The organism is Flagellimonas sp. 2504JD1-5 (genome assembly GCF_053618295.1).
The window spans coordinates 1,459,110-1,480,017 of the sequence record NZ_JBSIOU010000002.1; the positions used below are offsets into that span (position 1 = coordinate 1,459,110).

At 39.8% G+C, this 20,908-nt stretch carries 11 protein-coding genes; 8 read left to right on the forward strand and 3 right to left on the reverse strand.

The genetic code is table 11. The annotated features are described in order from the left end of the window. Positions 1 to 70 precede the first annotated feature (70 nt). From ACULLG_RS16055 to ACULLG_RS16065, 3 genes are read left to right on the forward strand one after another with little or no spacing between them, the layout of a single operon-like run. On the forward strand, positions 71 to 997 hold the full coding sequence (locus tag ACULLG_RS16055; protein ID WP_452127814.1) for a glycerophosphodiester phosphodiesterase family protein: 927 nt from the start codon (positions 71 to 73) through the stop codon (positions 995 to 997). Positions 998 to 1,005: 8 nt separating this feature from the next. Next, a complete protein-coding gene (locus tag ACULLG_RS16060) occupies positions 1,006 to 1,881 on the forward strand; it encodes a nucleoside phosphorylase (protein WP_452127815.1) in 876 nt (291 codons plus the stop codon). Further along, positions 1,874 to 3,130: a ComEC/Rec2 family competence protein gene (locus ACULLG_RS16065; RefSeq protein WP_452127816.1), complete on the forward strand. Its 1,257-nt coding sequence runs from the start codon at positions 1,874 to 1,876 to the stop codon at positions 3,128 to 3,130. Before ACULLG_RS16060 ends, ACULLG_RS16065 begins: the two co-directional genes overlap by 8 nt. A gap of 26 nt (positions 3,131 to 3,156) precedes the next feature. Here the strand turns inward: ACULLG_RS16065 and ACULLG_RS16070 are convergent, their stop codons facing one another. From ACULLG_RS16070 to ACULLG_RS16080, 3 genes are read right to left on the reverse strand one after another with little or no spacing between them, the layout of a single operon-like run. Further along, a complete protein-coding gene (locus ACULLG_RS16070; RefSeq protein WP_452127817.1) occupies positions 3,157 to 6,303 on the reverse strand; it encodes a glycoside hydrolase family 2 TIM barrel-domain containing protein in 3,147 nt (1,048 codons plus the stop codon). A gap of 10 nt (positions 6,304 to 6,313) precedes the next feature. Continuing rightward, positions 6,314 to 9,346 carry an aminotransferase class III-fold pyridoxal phosphate-dependent enzyme gene (locus tag ACULLG_RS16075; RefSeq protein WP_452127818.1) on the reverse strand — a complete coding sequence of 1,011 codons (3,033 nt, stop codon included), beginning with the start codon at positions 9,344 to 9,346 and terminating at the stop codon, positions 6,314 to 6,316. Positions 9,347 to 9,349: 3 nt separating this feature from the next. Then, positions 9,350 to 11,368: an MGH1-like glycoside hydrolase domain-containing protein gene (locus ACULLG_RS16080; protein ID WP_452127819.1), complete on the reverse strand. Its 2,019-nt coding sequence runs from the start codon at positions 11,366 to 11,368 to the stop codon at positions 9,350 to 9,352. A gap of 284 nt (positions 11,369 to 11,652) precedes the next feature. On the opposite strand from ACULLG_RS16080, the gene ACULLG_RS16085 reads away from it, so the two are divergent. The 5 genes from ACULLG_RS16085 (at position 11,653) to ACULLG_RS16105 (ending at position 20,894) form a co-directional block, all read left to right on the forward strand. Then, positions 11,653 to 12,213, forward strand: a complete 561-nt coding sequence (locus ACULLG_RS16085; RefSeq protein ID WP_452127820.1) for an RNA polymerase sigma factor — start codon at positions 11,653 to 11,655, stop codon at positions 12,211 to 12,213. Positions 12,214 to 12,329: 116 nt separating this feature from the next. Further along, positions 12,330 to 13,454 (forward strand): FecR family protein, encoded by a 1,125-nt coding sequence (locus ACULLG_RS16090; RefSeq protein WP_452127821.1) that lies wholly within the window; start codon positions 12,330 to 12,332, stop codon positions 13,452 to 13,454. A 182-nt stretch (positions 13,455 to 13,636) separates the two neighbouring features. Next, positions 13,637 to 16,921, forward strand: coding sequence for a SusC/RagA family TonB-linked outer membrane protein (locus ACULLG_RS16095; RefSeq protein WP_452127822.1), 3,285 nt, complete (start codon positions 13,637 to 13,639; stop codon positions 16,919 to 16,921). A 33-nt stretch (positions 16,922 to 16,954) separates the two neighbouring features. Continuing rightward, on the forward strand, positions 16,955 to 18,481 hold the full coding sequence (locus ACULLG_RS16100) for a RagB/SusD family nutrient uptake outer membrane protein (protein ID WP_452127823.1): 1,527 nt from the start codon (positions 16,955 to 16,957) through the stop codon (positions 18,479 to 18,481). Between the two features lie 130 nt (positions 18,482 to 18,611). Continuing rightward, positions 18,612 to 20,894, forward strand: coding sequence for a TIM-barrel domain-containing protein (locus tag ACULLG_RS16105; RefSeq protein WP_452127824.1), 2,283 nt, complete (start codon positions 18,612 to 18,614; stop codon positions 20,892 to 20,894). Positions 20,895 to 20,908 lie beyond the last annotated feature (14 nt).

The window sequence follows — 20,908 nt, forward strand, 5'->3', positions numbered from 1 at the left end:
TTCAATTGGGGGGACGCAATCCCCCCTTTTTGATTATTTTGATAATAGAGCTAACCACAAAAATCATAGTATGAAACGAATTTTCTTTTTTGCCTTACTTCTAATCTATGGAAGTTGCAAAAACAAACCCTCAACTGAAAAAGTACCTGCTGGATCAGCAATAGCGATAGCATCCATACAGGATAAAATTGCCAACCTCAAAAATTCAACCAACAAAGAAATAATTGTTGTAGCCCACCGTGGGGATTGGCGAAATGCCCCTGAAAACTCAATCCAGGCCATTCAAAACTGTATTGATATGGGAGTTGATATGGTTGAAATTGATGTTAGGGAAACCAAAGATGGATATTTGGTACTTATGCACGACGAAACCATTGACAGAACCACCAACGGAAAAGGTTTTGTAAAAGACTGGACTTTGGATTCTCTGCGTACATTGCAGTTAAAAGATGGATTGGGCGTACCAACCCCACACAAAATACCAACACTCCAAGAAGCACTTATGACCACCAAGGACAAGATTCTGGTGAATCTGGATAAAAGCTATAACATTTTTGACAAATGTTTTCAAATTGTAAAACTAACAGAAACCTTAGATCAAGTCATTATTAAAGGGACAAAGACAAGGGAACAGGTTGAAGAGGAGTTTGGTACTTATTTGGACAAAGTTTACTTTATGCCCATAGTTCGTATTGGCCCTGAAAGCAACTCTGTCGTGGATGATTACTTAAAAAACCGAAAACCTGTTGCATTTGAATTTATTGTACCAAACGACACTACCGGATTAAATACCTATTTTAATGAAATTAGAAAAAAAGGAGCTGGAGTATGGGTCAATTCCTTATGGCCCAGGCTAAGCGGTGGGCATGACGATGAAAAAGCTGCAATGGACATTAATACCTACCAATGGTATTTAGATAATAATATTGATATTATTCAAACAGACCGTCCTGAACTTTTATTGGAGTTTTTAAGACATAATGGATACCATAATTAAGTTGAAATATGATTTCAGATTCTGAATTAATCCTAAACCCAGATGGCAGTATTTTCCATCTTCATCTAAAACCTGGTCAAGTCGCGGACATTGTGATTCTGGTAGGTGATCCTGGACGGGTAGATGTAATCGGCTCTTTTCTTACCGATATTGAATATAAAATGGCCAATAGGGAATATGTTACCATTACAGGAAAATTCAATGGAAAAAGAATCACCGTGGCGTCAACCGGCGTTGGTATTGGCAATATCGATATCGTAATGAACGAGCTGGATGCTTTGGTCAATATCGATTTTAAAACAAGGGAAGTAAAAAAGGAGAAAAGAAAGTTGAAGTTCATACGAATTGGCACTTCTGGAAGTCTTCAAAAAAATATTCCCGTCAATTCCTATGTGATTTCCGAAAAGTCAGCTGGATTTGACAATCTACTTTATTTTTACAAAGATGAAGGAACAGTGGTCAACGAAGAATTCCGCAGACTACTCCGAATTTTGATAGGAGAACATTCCATATTCTTAAATCCGTATGTGGTAGATGCATCGGAAAAACTATTGGACCAGTTGAACGGCGAAGAGACCTTTACTGGTATCACCATTACATCTCCAGGTTTTTATGTTCCGCAGGGCAGGGAGCTACGTCTTTCAAAGAAAATGAAAGATGTCAATCAAAAATTATCCGATTTTGAGTACCATGGCCATAAAATCACAAACTATGAAATGGAGAGCTCTGCTATGTATGGTTTGGCTAAAATGTTGGGGCACGAAGCAATCACGATATGTTTGATCATAGCCAACAGACTTCATAAAACGGCCAACGAAAATTATCAGGTACAAATGAAGGCGCTAATAGCTTATGTTCTAAAAAAAATAACCAGCCATGCATAACATAAACCTCCATATTCTATTAGCTGTAATCCTTGTATTTCAAATGGGTTGCAACTCCAAAATTGAAAATGCCAACATTGACAAGACAAAAGCCGCAGCACCGGAATTCCAAAATAAATTAAGCGATTGGCAAGAAGGGTATTTGGACATCCACCACATTAACACTGGCAGTGGCGACGCAACTTACTTCATTCTTCCTGATGGCACCACCATGCTTTTTGATGCCGGAAGTATAGACAAAGAAGGGTTTGAAAAAAAATATGCCCCCTTAAAGGCTACCGCTCCTGTTCCCGATAATAGCAAATCAACCGTGGAATGGTTGGCAGCATATATCAAAAATGTAACCCCGAAGGCGCATGGACATAGAATCGATTATGCGCTCATTTCTCATTTCCATTCTGACCATTATGGGAGTCTGATGGGCCTTGGAAAAGAATTTCCTTTGGGTAAAATCATCGACAGGAACTCCCCGGATTTGGACTTTCCATTGAATCTTAAAACGTTTTTAAAAGAAGATAAGATTTTTCAGGATTTTCTTTCGTTTATAGCCAAAAAGAAGATACCTGTCGAAGCGTTGGACGTTGGAAGTGCAACGCAATTGAAGTTGTTGAAAAATCAAAACAAGTACCCGCATTTTTCCATTCGCAATATCAAATCCAACGGAACCATTTGGACGGGGGTCAATACCAATACCTTTGAATATTTTACTGCAGAGGAAATGACCTCCTTTTACAATGGTGGTTATAACGAAAACCCACTGAGTTTGGCCTTAAAATTCTCCTATGGGGATTTCGACTATTTCACCGGTGGTGACAACACAGGTCTTCAGGGTTATGGCCTACCTGAATGGTTCGATGTGGAAACGCCGATTGCAAAAGTTGTTGGCCAAGTGGAGGTAACCACATTGAATCATCATGGAAACCGGGATGCGACCAATGATTTTTTTGTAAAAACGCTTAATCCCAAAGTAGCCATACAACAATTATGGTGTTCGGACCATCCTGGGCAAGAAGTATATCAACGCCTTATTCATAAAGATGGTGAAACTGTGGAAAGGGATATTTTCTCTACCAATATGCATCCAGAAACATTGGTGACCTATGGGCCATGGTTCAGGGATAATTACAAAAGTCTGAAAGGTCATATTGTAGTGCGAGTTGCTCCTAATGGAAAAACTTTTATGATCTACATCTTGGATGAAACCACCATGGGCATTAAGGATGAACATGGTCCTTATCAATGCAACTGATACCAATAAGAAAAGAGCTATAATTTTTAATCCCTTATCATTGGTTCTAAAACAAAGGAATAGGAATACGTATCAGGTTTGATGGTATATTCATCATGAACCAGTCTACCCCATGACGTATCGCCACCAACTCCCATTTGTTGCAAATCGATATTCCATTGAACGGTTTCACCTAGCGTAATGTCAGCACCATGTTTTTTAGTAACTGGCACCAGTCCGGAGGCCGATGCGGCACCATCTTTTTCCGAATTAAAGTCCAACTCAGACATGGCAAAGGGCCATACACTTGAATTCAGCAGGGCATCTCCAATAACCTTAATGGACAACTCTGGCGAAGTAACTTCCATCCATCTTACGTCAGATTTATTCCCAGTTTCCTGCGGGCGGGAATATCGGCGGAATTGATCCTCCACCTTTCCTGAATATAATCCTGTTTTTACCCCTGTCTTTCTGTCCCAATAACTTTCTTCCGGACCATTACCATACCATGAAACCTTATCAAACTTTTTGGGAAGTGTAAGGTACATGCCCAATCGAGGGATTTTTGGCAAATCTTCGCTATTAGGCCCAAAAGCGTAATTGACCTTTAGGATTCCATCGGCGTTTAAGATAAATTGAACTGCAACATTTGCTTCATCATTGGGTAACGTATAGCCAACTTTGTAACTGTATCCTGTAGCTGTTTTTTGAGGCTTTTCTACAAGGTTAGAAACATAACCATAAGTGGCATTCTGCCATATTTTTGCCCATTTTGGCATACCATTGCCTAAATCATTATCAGTGGGTGGACGCCAGAAATTGGGTTTCATAGGATTGCTTGTAATTTCCTTCCCTTTATAGTGCCATGAGATAATCTCTCCTGATTTAGAATCAATTTTTAGGGAAACGGTGCCATTTTTTATTTCGATGACCTCTCCATGAATGACTTCTAGATCATTTTGCAGAAGTCTAACATCATCAATTTTATTTGGTTCATTGAGAACAAATTGGTCCCATGCGATTTCATACCCTGCAGGAATCATGGCTGTTTCCTTTTTCTGAACCAAACCGACCTGTAGAATATATTCACCCTTAACATCCAAATCTCTAGGTAGTCCTTTTAGGGAAAAATCAAAAGTTGCCTGTGGAGGTATCTTCAAATGGTGTCCAAGCTCCCCCTTTTCCACTTCTTTTCCGTCTTTCAAGACAATCCATTCCACCTTTGTATGCGATAAGTCATCAAAAAAGTTCTTATTCTCAATTTGAAGCAGTCCATAACCATTAGCGGGGGTAAAATAAAACTGTACAGGTTCATATACTTTTTTTACCTCAGATAGGTGTGGATGAGGATTTCGGTAAGGATCCACAAGCCCATTGTTTAAAAAATTGCCGTCTGTAGGTAAGTCGGCATGATAGTCATGGCCATAAGCCAGATAAGGTTTGCCATTTTCATCTTTATATTCCAAACTTTGATCCACCCAATCCCAAATAAACCCACCTTGCAGATTAGGATAATTTTCAATGATATCCCAGTAGTCTTGTAAATTTCCAACTGAGTTACCCATGGCGTGGGCATATTCAATCATTATGGAAGGTTTGTCAGAATCAGACTCACCGTGATTCACCAAATATTCGGGTTTTGGGTACATGGGACAGTACAAATCCGTGTAATCTTCCTTTCCGGCAGGTTCATACTGCACAATGCGGTTATTATCTTGTTCCTTAAGCCATTTATAGGTGGTCCTGAAAATTTCCCCTTCGCCTGCTTCATTTCCCAAAGACCAGGAATAGATTGAAGGGTGATTTCTATCGCGATAATACATTCTTTTCGTACGCATCATATGTGCGGGTAACCAGCTCATCTCATTTCCAATCTGTGTTTTTTCGTCTATTGCCAGAGGATGACTTTCAATATTGGCCTCATCAACCACATAAAGGCCATATTTATCACATAGATCCAACCAATAAGGATCATTTGGATAGTGTGAACTGCGAACCGCATTGATGTTGTTTTGCTTCATCAATGCTATATCCTTCTCCATGGACTCTTTAGACACCACATGACCCGTGTAAGGGTCTGTTTCATGGCGATCCACTCCCCTAATGTAAATCGGCTGTCCGTTGATCAACACCTGTGCGTTTTTGATTTCAACCCGTTTAAAGCCAATATGGTTTTTGATGTGGATGTTATTTTCTGGTTGAATGGAATCTTCCAATACTATATGTAACTGATAGAGGTTTGGAACTTCCGCGGACCATTGTTTTACACTTTCAAAAAGGTGTTCAAATTTGATTTCTTTAGAATCTTTAGCTTCCACTTCGACCGGGGAAGTTTGTTTGTAAACAGATTCATTTCCGTCGAAAAGCTCCAAAGCAATGTTTCGTTTAGCGATTTGTTCAGATTGGTTATCAACATAAACACTCCCTTTAAAAATGCCATCAACATAGTTGTCATCCAGATTGGTATAGGCATAATAATCTGAAACAAAAACTTTCGGACGCGTATACAAATACACATCACGCTCAATGCCGCTCATCCGCAACATATCTTGACTTTCCAAATAACTGGCATCGCTCCAGCGGAACATTTGCAAAGCAAATAGATTTTTACCAGGCTTCAGGTATTCGGAAATATTAAATTCAGCTGGAGTTTTACTGCCTTGGGAATAGCCAACATAGTTTCCATTGACATAAACGTACATGGCCGATTTTGCTCCTGCGAAATGAAGAATCGTATCCTCTTTTAAAAATTGCTCCGAAATCTCTATTATTTTTCGATAGGTTCCTACTGGATTGTAATCTTGAGGGATATTGGGCCATTTTGAATCAAACGGATAACGTTCATCCAAATAAATAGGGTGATCATAGCCTTCTACCTCCCAATTGGCGGGCACAGGTATTGTATTCCAATCGCTTTCGTCATATTCAACATTTTGAAAAGTTCTTGGTCTTTTTTTAGGGTCTTTCACAAAGTGAAACTTCCAATCCCCGTTCAGGCTAATAAATCGTTGTGAATCTTCCTTACGCCCTTTTTCCCGAGATTCCAAACCAAAAAAACTGGCTCGTGGAGGAAGTTTGTTCTCCTCGAAAACTTGATGGTTATAATGATAGGTTTGTTCGGCTACCTCAATTAATTGCCCTTTTTTACAACTAAACAAGAAACTTAGAAAAAGGCCTAAAAAAATATATCTCATTGGATTGGTTTTATATTGATGTCTGCATAAAATCTTCTGCAAAGATTTTTCTTAGGTAGAAAATCAACTCTTTGGCATTTTCAATGGTAAAGATAATGGGAGGTTTAATTTTCAGGACATTGTGGTCTGGACCGTCGGTACTCATTAAAATGCCATGGTCTTTCATTCGGTTGGCCAAGTAATTGGCCTTTTCACCTTGTGGATTCAAATTGGTGTCCACCAGTTCAAATCCTAAAAAGAGTCCTTGACCCCTTACATCACCAATAATTGAAAATTCTGTACTTAGTTTTTTCAATTCACTCTTTAGAAATTCACCCACGGTAAGCGCATTTCCCTGTAATTTTTCCCGTTTTACGGTTCGGAGCACTTCCGCTCCAATGGCACAAGAGACCGGATTCCCTCCAAATGTATTGAAGTACTCCATTCCATTGGCAAACTTTTCCGCCACTTCTTGAGTGCATGCAACCGCAGCCAAAGGGTGTCCATTACCCAACGGTTTACCTATGGTAACAATATCGGGTACAACGTTGTACAACTGGAAGCCCCAAAACGTTTTGCCCATACGGCCACAGCCTACTTGAACCTCATCAGAAATACAAAGTCCGCCAGCTTTTCTAACATAATCGTAAGCCAAGGATAAAAATGCCTCAGGAAGCTCAATCTGACCACCGCAACTGATTATAGGTTCGATGATAAATGCACCGACCCTTCGACCTTTGGCATGAACGGCTTCAATTTGATGCTGAACCTCTTGGGCATATAACTTTCCAGCGTCTTTTCCGCGATACTTTCCACGGAACGCATCTGGCAAAGGAAAAATATGGGTGTGTTCTGGAGCGCCGGAGCCTCCTTTTCCATCAAACTTATAGGAACTGATATTAATACATATGTTCGAATTACCGTGATAACCCACTTCTGAAGCGATAATATCTTTTTCGCCCGTTGCAGCCTTGACCATACGAATGGCCAATTCGTTGGCCTCGCTTCCTGAGTTTACAAAATGGAGTACCGAAAGTTCCTTCGGAAGGGTTTCCAACAACTCTTCTGCCAAAGCGTTAATGTTTTCATGTAAATAGCGCGAATTGGTATTGAGCAGAGCCATCTGTTCTTGCCCAGCCTTCACCACCCTATAGTTTTCATGTCCAACATGGGCTACATTGTTCACGGTATCCAAGTATTTTCGTCCCTGTTCGTCAAGCAAGTATTGGCCAGAGCCTCGCACTATTTTTATAGGTACTTTATATTGAAGACTAAGGCTTTTTCCTAGGTGTTTTTTTCTATAATCTATTACAGACTTGTTATCAGTCCATACAGGCGGTTTAAGGTTTTCTAACTTAAAAAGTTTATTGGGGTCAGGGCATAAATCCTTCCAAACGGCCAATTGATTGGGATAAGCCACACCAGGAAAATCATCTTTATATCCCAAAAGCGACAACATAATTTGAAAGTGTAAATGGGGCACCCAATTTCCATTCTCTGGAAAATCACCTAAAACACCGATACAAGTTCCCCTCTTGATCTGATCCCCTACTTGGTTTTTTAATGCACTTTCTGGAGATAGATGACCATAAAGCGTATAAAACTCAAACGTATCAAAGCTATGTTTTAAAATGATCAGGCCTCCATATTCTTTATCTCCAGCATCATTCGTTACGGTAATCACCTCTCCATCAAACAGGGCATGAACTGGAGTGGAGCTTTGTAGCCAAAAATCGACCCCAAGATGTATTGTTCTACTCTCCATCCCACTATTTCCCCTCTTATTATAGGACGATGAGGTATAAAGTGCCCTGGGTTCCAAATACCCACCGGCAATGACTTTATTAGGGTGTTCTTTTTGAAGTCTGTCAAATTTGAACTGGAACAAATCCAAATCATTGAACTCCTCTTGATGACCAACCCACAGACTGGAAACACTTAAATCAACCTGAAACACATCATTTCCCGACGTGGTTGGAAATATGGATTGCAGTGTAAATTTATTTTTTCCGACCCATTGGTTGAATTCTCCTTTTTTTGGATGTGCATCAAACCCGCAAGCTTTTCGGAAACTGTAATGAGCAAAATCAGCGTTGACCCCAAACCATTTTTTAAGTACATCCCAAGCTGGTTTTTCACTAACCAACAAATACGAATTGTCCGGCTCTTTGATTTTATTCAATGCCGATTTGGTTACAGAAATTGCCAATCGCATGGCGATGGCTACATATAAATGTTCCAATTCCTCCTCCAGTAGGGGAAAAGTGGAATGGTATCCTTTTACAATGGGCAAGGCAGCATCCAAAACATCATTATGGTTCATGATGGCATAGGCGCAGGCAATGGCCACATCATTTATGATTTGGGTATGGATCGCATCACCATAATCGATAAATGCATTGACCTTGGGTTGGATTAGATCATCCGTAACAATAATATTGTTGTCATTTGCATCATTATGCACCACCGATTTTCTGAGTTTGCCATAAGAATCTTGACAATCCTCAAATAGCCCTATAAAATGGGAAAGTATTTCCTTTTCGTCTTTTTTGAATAGGTGAAGGTGCTCTTTAATCCATAAAGCTTGGGCGACATCCCATTCAAAATCCCTGTGTGCTTGGGGATGGTGAAATCCATGTAACGCTTTTGTTAATAATCCGCACTGTTCACCCAAAGTAAAACAAAGTTCTTCCAGCTGAGGATTGACCTCACTCCAAATACGTCCGGGAATCCAACTGAGTAGACGAACTTTTCTGATATTCCCTTGGTCATCTTTATATTCTGATATGGTTTTTCCATTTTTGTCTTTAACAACTATCGGGGAAATCAGTTCATCTCCTTTTTCTTCAACATATTGCAGCAACTGTTGCTGATAATCCAAGTAAGCCACATCTTCATCGGAACGGGAAATTTTAAGAATATAGCCATCACCTTTTGTTGTCTGTATTCTAAAATTGAAATCTACCTCACCCGGTAACGAAGATGCTTTGCCTTCAATATTAAATTGTTGTAGCAATATATTTTCCGCTTGTCTCGGGGTAATTTTTAGTGTCAAATATTCCATTGGTTATTCTTCGCTTGTCAATAACATGAGTATATGGGCAGCACTCCAGCTAAAATTTGGTGCATTGAGCCCCTCACCTGTTAGGGGATGATAATTTTCATAAATCGGTGAACCTTTGTCCAATAACCCTTCTGCACCATTCAGCAATTTGATAGTGACCTCATCGGCCTCCTTATCGAATCCATAGTTTCGTAACCCTTTGATTCCAAAGTAAGCCTGGTCCAACCAATTCGGACCTCTCCAATATCCTTTTAATGGGTTGAACTTGGGATGATCGGCCGACATGGTTTGAAAAGGCACCTTCACAAGAAATTTCTTAGGGTCCATCATTTTCGCCTTCACTGCTTCGGCTTGAATTTTTGTTGCTGCTTGGGCCCAAAGAGGAATCCAACCTTCGCTTCCGGCTCCTTTTATAAAAATATCACCTTTTAAATTGGTATCATAAAACCATCCATCTTCCTCATCAAAGAACTGTTTTTGGATGCGTTCTTTTAAAACAACGGCATAACTTTTCCACTTTTGAGCCTCTTCACTTTTACCCAAGAAATTGGCCAGAGTAGCCATATAAAGCTTTTCCGCATAGAGATAGGCATTAAGATCTACACTCTCTTGGTCAAGAGAGTACGCATTTTCAGAATTCTTCAAGATTTTGGAATCATCAAAACGAATTGCATTGTCCATTCCACTTTCCCATTTGGCGGCGATTATAGTTCCGTCGGTAGAGCCATATTCACATAGCCCATCTTGGTCATGGTCACGATCTTTGTACCACCAATTGTGGTAGTTTTTTAACTTTGGATACATTTCTTTGACAAAACTGGTATCCGAATCTTGATGCATTATTTTAACAACCGCCCATGCCGACAGTGGTGGTTTGGTATCTCGATAGTTATGAGCCTCAATAGTGGTATCACGGTAAACGCAATCCACAATAAAACCATTTTCACTTTGAAAATCGTACATGGCCCTCATTTGATCTTTGGCCAATTCTGGTTTGTAAAGGGATAATCCAACTGCATGTTTCCAAGAATCCCAGGACCAAAATCCATGGAACCATTCATAATGATAACTCGGAAAAAGTCCTTGGTGTTTAAGCTCTCCGGCTGGAATCCTCCAGTTATTCTGCAAAGTGAGATGCGCTTTGGCCAACAATCGATGAGAGATACTGTCCTTAAAATTATCTCTTCGAATTGAACACAGACTAGTAAGCTCTTTTTCTTTTTCCGTTTGACGCGCTTTTAACAGCGCATCAAAATCAATCTTTAAAATCGCCTCTTTTTCTTTTTCCCAAGAATACTCCGGAAAAATGAAAGTTTGGGAAACCAAAAAGGATTTGGAATCACCTGGTTCTAAAACAAAATACGCTGTATTGGACCTATAGGAATTTCCATTCTCGATGGAAATATTTGCATCCTCATCCAAAAACTGAATATATCCCAGTGCATCACTCTTATCCGAAACCAATTTAAGAAGGTTGCCTTCTTTTGAAACTGTTATCCCTATGTCGAAAAGCTCCCCATGATAAAGTGCTTTCAGGGTTATGGCGTCTTCAGATTTATTGGTTACAACAGTGCGTTGAACAGCTGAATGTCCAGAACAAAACACCAATTGTTGCCAGACACCCAAAGCCGAATCTGCAAAAACTTGTTCTAAATGGCTTGGATAACTCTTTTGGGTAACCAGTGTATTTTTCCAATCCATTGGTTCTACCCCATTATTAGTGGTCAATTGGAATTGCAAAAGGTTGGGGCCAGCCCATACCCCATTTTCCTGTGTCATTAAAAAGGGGCCTGAAAAACCGGCTTTATCTATAGTCTTTGGCATGCTGTAGGCAAACCAAGCACCTTGATCGGAGAACATTAACATCTCCCTGTCGCCGGGTTCCGTAGGAGTTCCAACGTAATTCAGTAGGTTTTCGGCGATTGCGGTGTGACGCGGATGATGTTGTTGTTCAGTCCCTCTTTGTCCACAACTATAGAGGAAAATAATCAAAAAGATATAAGAGAATATTTGTTTATCCATGGCTATTTATCATATAAATGACTCCATCTGTATAAGATGAAAATTCCTTCAATTACTATACGAACGATATGATAAAACACAACGAAAAGAACAGCGTTGCTCTATTTGGACATGGCCAAAGTACAAAAAAAACCATTTTAACAAGAGCTAGTAAGTAAAATCATTGTTAATTCATACTTTTAATCTTGTTATTATTCAAAAACCATAAAAAGCCGGACAGATTTTAGAGTACGATTGCAGGAACCAATATTCATTAAAAAATCAGCCTTTTAGCCTAAACCAGTTTGGATTCAAATTCAATTTTACAAGAGATAAAAAATCAAAATCAGTTTGTCTACAAAAAGTTTTTTGAGGACACCTATGAAGAACTGGTCCATTATGCCAACAGTTATCTTTTTGATCAAAATTGGAGTGAGGATATTGTTCAGGAAGTATTTATCCATATCTGGGAAAAGGCCGATACCCTTCAAATTAAAACTTCGCTAAAAGGGTATTTATATGCTATGGTTCGAAATCGATGCCTCAACTTTTTAAAGACCATAAAAATTACGGATGACGCAAAGGTACTGGATATGCAATCCATGATCAGTTCAGACTATAATTTGGAGTTCTTCTCCAATGAAGATCTAAAAATCATCCATCATCAATTATTGAAAGTGGTGGAAGGTCTTCCTTCCAAAATGCAGCAGATCGTAAAAATGCGCTTTATCGAAAATTACAAGTATGTTGACATAGCTGAAGAACTTGGGGTCTCTGTTAACACGGTAAAAACACAATTAAAGAGAGCCAAACTAAAAATAGCCCAACAAATGGCCTTGATTATTGCTTTGCTGGTTTCACATTAAACCCTGATTTATTAGGGCATTCTCTTATTCTTTACCCTATTTTTAAATTTTTGTTATTTTTTTGTCACCCTTTTTGTGATTTTAATTGTCTTCATATAAAGCAAGCGAAAATTACAATGGAGTTTAAGTTAATTCTCAAGAAACTAAACAACAAACTTACCGTAGAGGAAGAGCAGATTTTCGATGAGTGGATTTCAGAGTCGGAGGTCCACAAATCATACTTTAAAAAAGTACAAGAAAGTTACCTTCAAAAATCTCAAAACTTTGTCGATATCCAAAAAGGATGGGAACGTATCAATGAAAACATGGATACCCCAAAGGGGGTGCGTAGGTATTGGAAGTATGCCGCTGCCGCGGTTATTTTAGCTTTGGTAAGCCTACCTTTCTTAATGTCGGAGAAAGATATCACTGAACAACCGATCACTATAGTGGACAATGTTATCGAAATTGGATCAGACAAAGCGACCCTTACTCTTGAAGACGGCACTAAGGTACCATTGGAAAAAGGAAAGGCATTCAACACCCAAACACTGACCAGTAATGGCAAGGAATTGGTGTATAAGACCAAAGCCGACCATGCAAAAGCTATTAAATACAATACGCTGACCATTCCAAGAGGTGGCCAATTTTATTTGGTGCTTTCTGATGGGACCAAGGTTTGGTTGAATTCAGATTCCGAGTTAAGGTATCCTGTAACATTTGCTGAGAGTTCTCCACGAAAGGTGGAGTTACTCTATGGCGAAGCCTATTTTGAAGTATCACCTAGTACGCAAAATAATGGCACCCACTTTTTGGTTGCTACCCAAAACCAGGAAGTTGATGTACTGGGGACAGAATTCAATATTAAAGCCTTCAAGGAAGATTCCTTTATAGAAACCACCTTGGTCAACGGTAAAGTAGCAATTAAAACAGGGGACAACATCAACAATCTAACTCCAGGATATCAATCCATTTTAGATAAAGGAACCAATGAAATGAATATCGCTAAAGCTGATGTGTACAACACCATTTCATGGAAAGATGGGCTATTTAGCTTTAAGAATATGTCCCTTAAGGACATCATGACCGTTTTATCAAGATGGTATGACGTTGAAGTAGATATTGTGAATGAGGAAGTTTCAACGGTTACCTTCAATGGGGTTTTTAATCGAAATCAAGATTTGGAAAATATACTTTCCATCATACAAAATACGAACGAGGCGAAATTAACAACAAAAGGAAAAACGATTATGGTAGAATAAAAAAAAGAGGATGGAGCTTAGACCTGGACAATTTAAACTTCCATCCCCGAGTCGATCAATTAATTAAATATTAACTAACTAACGCAATCAAATTTATGAAAACAAAATTTGTTAGGCTACCTATTTTAAATAGGAATAGGCTATTACTTGTCATTATGAGGACATTCATTTTTTTATTTTGCATGACAACCTTTGGTTTTACGACCAAAATAGGATTCTCACAAGACAAAAAAATTGTAATCAAAGCTACTGAAGAGCTTACTGTGGAAGAGGTTTTTGACCTCATCCGGGAACAAACGGATTATTCGTTTATCTACAGATCCGATTTATTTACCGACGCACCCAAAGTCAAGGTAAAAAAAGGCAAAACCAGAATAAACAACCTACTTCAGAAAACCTTGTCTTTTGCTGATTTTGATTATCAACTATCGCAAGACGGGTCAATTCTTTTAACCAAATTACCAGAACCAGTGGTTCCCAAAGCAGTTGAGGTTCAGCAAACCATAACGGGAACGGTCACAGACAAAGACGGTGCTCCACTACCCGGAGCCACGGTCAATGTCAAGGAAAACCCAACGGTGGGAACACAGACCGATTTTGATGGAAATTATTCTCTCGAAGTCGATTCAGGGGATGCAACCCTTGTTTTTCGCTATTTAGGTTTTATTACCAAAGAAGTTGCAATCGGTGGTCAAACCACGGTCAATGTAACTCTTGATGAAGACGCGCAAGGTTTGGAAGAAGTTATCCTTGTTGGTTTCGGTACACAAAGAAAAGCAGAGGTAACCGCTGCTATTTCTTCTGTTGATATCGAAGAAATCCAAAAAATACCTACAGCCGATGTTGCAACATCATTACAAGGTCAAGTTGCAGGTTTGAACGTGGCAATCGCAACCGGTGCTCCTGGCAGCGAGCCAATAATAAGAATTCGTGGGTTGGGTACTATTGGAAACAACAATCCCTTGGTGGTTATTGACGGTATTCCAGGTGACCTATCTTACATCAATCCATCGGATATTGAAGATATAAGTATTCTACGTGATGCATCTGCGGCAACCATCTATGGGTCTAGAGCATCAAATGGTGTTGTAATTGTGACTACCAAAAGAGGTAGAACCGGGGAACCAAAAGTTACCATAGGTTCATATGTAAGCACCCAATGGTTTAGCAATAATGTAGATGTGGCCAATAGAGATCAGCACAATCAAATTAAATTGGATGCCTTCAATAATGCCGGCGATACGCCCGCACCTTATTTGACAAATGGCACCCAGTATGCCGATTCTGATTGGGTTGGAGCTTATATTGACAATGCTTTTGAGCAAAAACATGATATCGGTATTTCTGGTGGAACGGAAAACATGAAGTACAACTTTTCTGCTGGTTATTTTGAGAATACAGGAACTGTTGTAAATACGGATTTTAACCGATTGAGCACACGTCTTAATGTAGATTTCAATCTATTGGAAGGGCGTCTAAAAGTTGCTCCTGGTATAAGTTATACAAGAGAAAATACCGGAGGGATTTTTGAGCCCATTGGTGGAGGAAATGCCAGTTTCTCTCCATTCCTACAGATTTATCAGCAATTACCACATAAGGAGATTTTTGACTCGAGCACCCTTAATGGTTTTGCTGTTCCACCATCAGAACTTGGATCAGGAAATCCGGTTGGTGAGTCTGAACTTGATGATAGGGCGGATCAGGATGATTATCTGCAATTTAACGTATCCGCTACGCTCAAGCTGTTCGATGGGTTGAATTATCAATTCCAATATGGTGCAAACATTGAGAACACTCATTTTTCAAACTTTCTTCCAACCTATAATTTTGGCCCGCAAGCCATCAATGAAAATCCATTTTTAACAGAGAATAGGACACGAACCAATGAGTGGACCTTGAACAATACGCTAAACTATCGCAAGTCCTTCGGACAACATGATGTTGAGGTGCTATTAGGTATCTCTCGAGAAAAAAGCGAGTTTAGATCTGTTGGAGGCTCAAACAACGAATTGGCTTCTGACCAATTAAGGGGACTTAGTTCTGGTATTGGTGACGAATCGTCATTTGGCTTCAATTCAACAAGCACCTTACAATCCTACTTTGGTAGATTGAGCTACGACTACGATGATAAGTACTACGTACAAGGAAGTATTAGACGAGATGGTTCTTCCCGTTTTGCCGATACCAACAAGTACGGAAATTTTTATTCACTTTCTCTTGGTTGGGCAGTTCATAACGAGGATTTTTTCAATTCCGATGTTATTTCGCAACTTAAGCCAAGGTTTAGTTATGGAACATTGGGGAACCAATTAATCGGTGATCACCTGTTCTTGGCAAGAATCGGTTCTGGCGGACAGCAGTTGAACTATCCTTTTGGAGAAGGACAAAGTCAATCAGTTGTGGTGGGTGCCATTAGTACCTCCTTACCTACTCCAGATATCCAGTGGGAAGAGACATCAACAACCAATATAGGTGTCGATTTAGGTCTGTTGCAAAATCAACTTAAATTCTCATTCGACTACTTTACCTCCAAAACTACCGACATGTTGGTGAACGTGCCTATTCCAGCTACTTCTGGTATTACAGCATTTCCATTGACAAACGGCGGTAATTTGGAAAATAAGGGTTGGGAGTTTTCCGCATCGTACAACAATGGCATTGGAAATGACTTTACATATAGCGTAAGTGCAAACATTAGTGGCTCTACAAATGAAGTCACCAAATTGGGTGTTGCCGGAGAGGCATTTACTGATGGATTTATCGAGTTTAACAATTTCCCAACCACACGTACTGAGGTAGGAGGGGAAATAGGACGATTCTATTTGTTTAAAGCTGACGGTATTTTCCAAACACAAGCCGAAATCGATTCGCATGGTGTTCAACCCAATGCGGCCCCTGGTGATTTGCGTTTTGTGGATACTAATGGAGATGGAACCCTTGACGATGACGACAAGCAGTTTATGGGCAGTGGACTTCCCGATTTAGAATACGGGATCAACTTTAATGCTTCGTATAAGAATTTTGACCTAAGCCTATTCTTCCAAGGAACCCATGGTAATAACATTTATAATGGTGTTAGAATGTGGCTTTATCGGACCGATAGACAGAACATGTCCGCAGATTTGGTCAATGCATGGTCTCCACAAAATACAGGAAGTAGTATTCCAAGGAATGTTTTTGGCGACCCCAATAACAACATTCGTCCTTCGAGCTATTTTCTTGAAGATGGGTCTTATTTCAGATTGAGAAACCTTCAAGTGGGCTACACTTTTACCGACAAAGTCATGGACAACCTTCCAATTGATAACTTACGTTTGTATTTGACGGCAACCAATTTATTTACTATTACCGATTATTCTGGTTTTGATCCAGCATTGGGTAATGGAGGAACTTTTACAAGAGGTGTGGATAGAGGTTTTTACCCATTGTCCAAATCTTTTATCCTTGGTTTGAACATTTCACTTTAATTAAAAAAATTGAACAACATAATTCGTAAGATCATGAAAAGGAACAAGTATATCATAATCGCGATTTTAGCCGTAATTGGGCTTCACTCGTGCAGCGATGATTTTATAGACGTTGAAAACAAAGAAGTGCTGACCGATTCCAGTTTTTGGCAGACCGAAGCACATGCTTTGCAAGCACTCACGGCAACTTATGCTGCCCTGCACAGCTCTAGCGGAAGTAAGTGGGCCTTCTTTGAAGAAATTTATACGGCCATGGCGTACAAAGGTGACGACATGACCAACAATACGGCGGAAACCTACAGCAGGGCTTTGGCTAGTTTTACCAATACCACAGAAGAGAGCGGACCTTTCAATATTTGGAGAACGGCTTATGCCGGTATTGGAAGAGCAAACCAGATTTTATTGCGTGTACCCGAAATGGAGGCGCTTTCTCAGCAATCCAAAGATGTAGTGATTGCGGAGGCGAAGTTTCTACGGGCATACTTCTATTTCTGGTTGGTGACAGGTTTTGAGAATGTACCTTTGGTAACTTCATACGAAACCGACCCGGACAATCTTTTTCCAAGTCAAGCCACACCTGCCGAAATATGGGCGCAGATAGAAAATGACCTCAATGAGGCCGAACCAGCCCTATTGGATGAGCATTCATCCGAATGGAGAGGACGTGCGACCAAAGGTGCAGCAAGAGCATTATTGGGAAAAGCATATCTGTTCCAAGAAAAATGGGCCGATGCCGAATCTAAATTGGCCCAAGTAGTTGGTATGAACTATGCGCTATTGCCAAATTATGAGGATAATTTCAATGGAAATGCTGAAAATGGAAGTGAAAGTGTTTTTGAAATCCAATTTACAGGCGACAGATCCAACGGAAATGATGAAAGACAGGTTTTCAATTTTGAAGTATCTCCGTACGCCTTTGGTGGTTGGGAGCTTTTCTATCCTTCAGAATGGTTGGTCGAGGAAATGAAAACTGACCTTAACGCTGGTGGAGAGCCCAGCGACAGGGTTTATGCGAGTATTTTCTTTGATGACCCAGGTTCGGAAATGTACAGTAGAAGCAGTGATACAGATATTGCCTATACAGACGTAGCAGGGGATTTGAACCATCCTAGATATTTCAAAAAGTATGCATTCAACGTAGATACCAATTTTTATAACGGCACCAATATTGCCCTAATCCGGTTTGCGGATGTGTTATTAATGTATGCCGAAGCGTTAAATGAAAATGGTAAAACAGACGAAGCCATTACCGAAATCAACAAGGTTAGAGAAAGAGGCGGAGCGGTTCCAATTGCTTTGGGAAGTATGAATCAAAGTGAGTTGAGACAACAGATTCGTCACCACGAACGTCCCGTTGAGCTTTCCATGGAATTCGGAATTCGTTGGTTTGATCTATACCGATGGCAACGTGGAAGTACTGCCACGGAATCGGTTAAAACTACTTTGGAAAATCACAACAAGCCATTCTCGGAGAATTTTCAAGAAAGAGATATTCTTTTCCCAATTCCGCTACAGGAAATAAATATCAATGAAAATCTTAACCAAAATCCCGGGTGGTAATACGATTAAGTTTAGTTGAGAGAGTTCAGTTAGTTTAGTAATTAAGTAGCTTTCACCACCCAAGGGCCGCGGCGGTCCTTGGGTGTTTTTTTATCAATCCACAACAAACACAAAATCAATCATATTTTACATGAGGATAATCTTTGTCTTCTTATTTGCCCTTTTTGCTGCGCTAATGGGCTGCTCACCAAATATGAACACCAACGTTCATTATGATGGTTATGCCACCAAAGTCTATTTGTCCGATTCGGTCGAAATATCGTTTTACTCCCCTAAAATGTTCCGTTTTCGAATTTCTGGATTGGAAAATGAAAAGTTTCCCTCCCAATATGAAATCCCTTTTTTAAACGGACATTTTGACCCATGGAACAAGGTTGAGTGTAGTCTAAAAGAAACACATGACAATTACGAAATATTGACATCGGCAATTCAACTGATTGTAGATAAAAAAACCTTGGAATGGCAAATTAACAACATTAAAGGAAAAAAGATTCATCCCTCAGACGGACCCATTTTTGGAATGTTCAAGGATGGCTACTCAAAATTTGACAATGCCAGTGCATTCAACGAATTCAATTTAAACAGCAGATACTCCCACTGGTTCTACAATAAGAACACAAAAAGTTATACCGATACTTTTATAAAAGATAGCCTGATCAAGGATGACTACTTTATCTATGGTCCGGATTACCAAAGTATTTTCAAACAATTCAATGACTTGGTCGGCCCTGAACCCTTGCTTCCCAGGAAGGGATATGGCTTTTTTCAAACCCAACATCTGAGTTGTTCCGGAAATCAAGAAGATTTTATGCAGGTGGCCCATTTATTTCGCGAAAAAGACATTCCCTGCGACAATTTGATCCTGGATTTTGGTTGGGGAGATGCCTGTATCGGTGATAAAGAAATTATATGGGGCAGTAGTTTGGACTGGTCGGATAATTATGTCAATCCCCTTTCCGCAATGCAAATGATAGATTCGTTAAAACATATGGATCTCGATCTAATGCTAATCCATCACAACGCACCTGCACATCCCAATAGAATAAACCATGGGTGGACAGAAACTTTGTTTGATGAAGACATTTGGTGGAAACGCTATAAGGAAAAACTGGATATGGGAATAGCCGGAACATGGCAAGATACCCGACGAAACAATATTACAGATGCCGAAATTTGGAATGGTACCCAAGAATATATTGGCGAGCACAAAAGAGTGTTGTTCTTAGGGTGCAGAAGAATGCAAGAAACCAATCCTTGGGACGATGGTCCGACCCAGTTACCCGTAAATGCCATGATTGGTCAAAGACGGTATCCTTTTAGATGGGTTGGCGATTCAGATTTTACCTGGTCGGAGATGAAATGGCAGATAAACTCCATTACCAATACCCATGGATCAATGAAAGGGATGTCTCATCTTACATGGGATGTTTATGGTAAAACTCCCTTAATACAGGCCAGAATGAATCAATTTGTTGATTTTTTAGGAGTCTCGCGATCGCATAATCTAAAACCCTGGTCGGTTAGCGCTGACATCAATCAATGGAAAGAACGTATTGTCATAGAACGATCTTTGGTTAAATCATCCAACCAAGAAAATGCCGAACGAGTGGCAAGAGCTGATGAATACACGGCCGAAAAAAGCATCCGTAGGCACAGAAAACTGCGGTACAGGCTTTTGCCCTATATCTATTCTTTGGCATATCAAAATTACTTGGATGCAATGCCCATGTGCAGACCAATGGTTCTGCAATATCCAGAGGATGATAAATGCAATGCCAATCAATGGCCGTATCAATACATGTTTGGTACATCTTTGTTGGTAGCACCCGTTTACCACCCTGAAGCACACCACACTATTTATCTTCCCGAAGGGAAGTCATGGTACGATTACTGGTCCAAGAAGAAGTATGAAGGCGGACAGGCCATCGAATATGACTCGAGCGATCCAGACAAACTTCCATTACTTGTTCCTGAAGGTGCAACCCTTTGTTACGGAAAAGAACGAAATTGGATTGTTCCTGGAGAACAGGATGAAACGCTTTGGCTCGAAATATATCCGGGCCAAAAAGGGGAAACCATCATTTACGAAGACGACGGACAATCAATAGCATATCAGCAAGGTGAATTTGCAAAAACCGAAATTCATTGGGAAATTGATCAAAATACAGGGGTGCTTACCATCGAAATTGGTAAGTCAGCAGGTAACTTTAAAAATAAATTAACCTCAAGAACATGGAAAATTAGGGTTCTTGATACGGAAAACAGCTATCAATCGGCAATTTCAGAAGGAAACGTTATAAATTTTGAAACTCCTTCCACAATTGATAAGACCAAGCTCGCAAATGATGGTCAGTTTAAAGAAGTGACACTGGTAGCGGCCTTGGATAAAAAAATAGAAATTAGATTTCAATAAGAAATTCAAGGTGT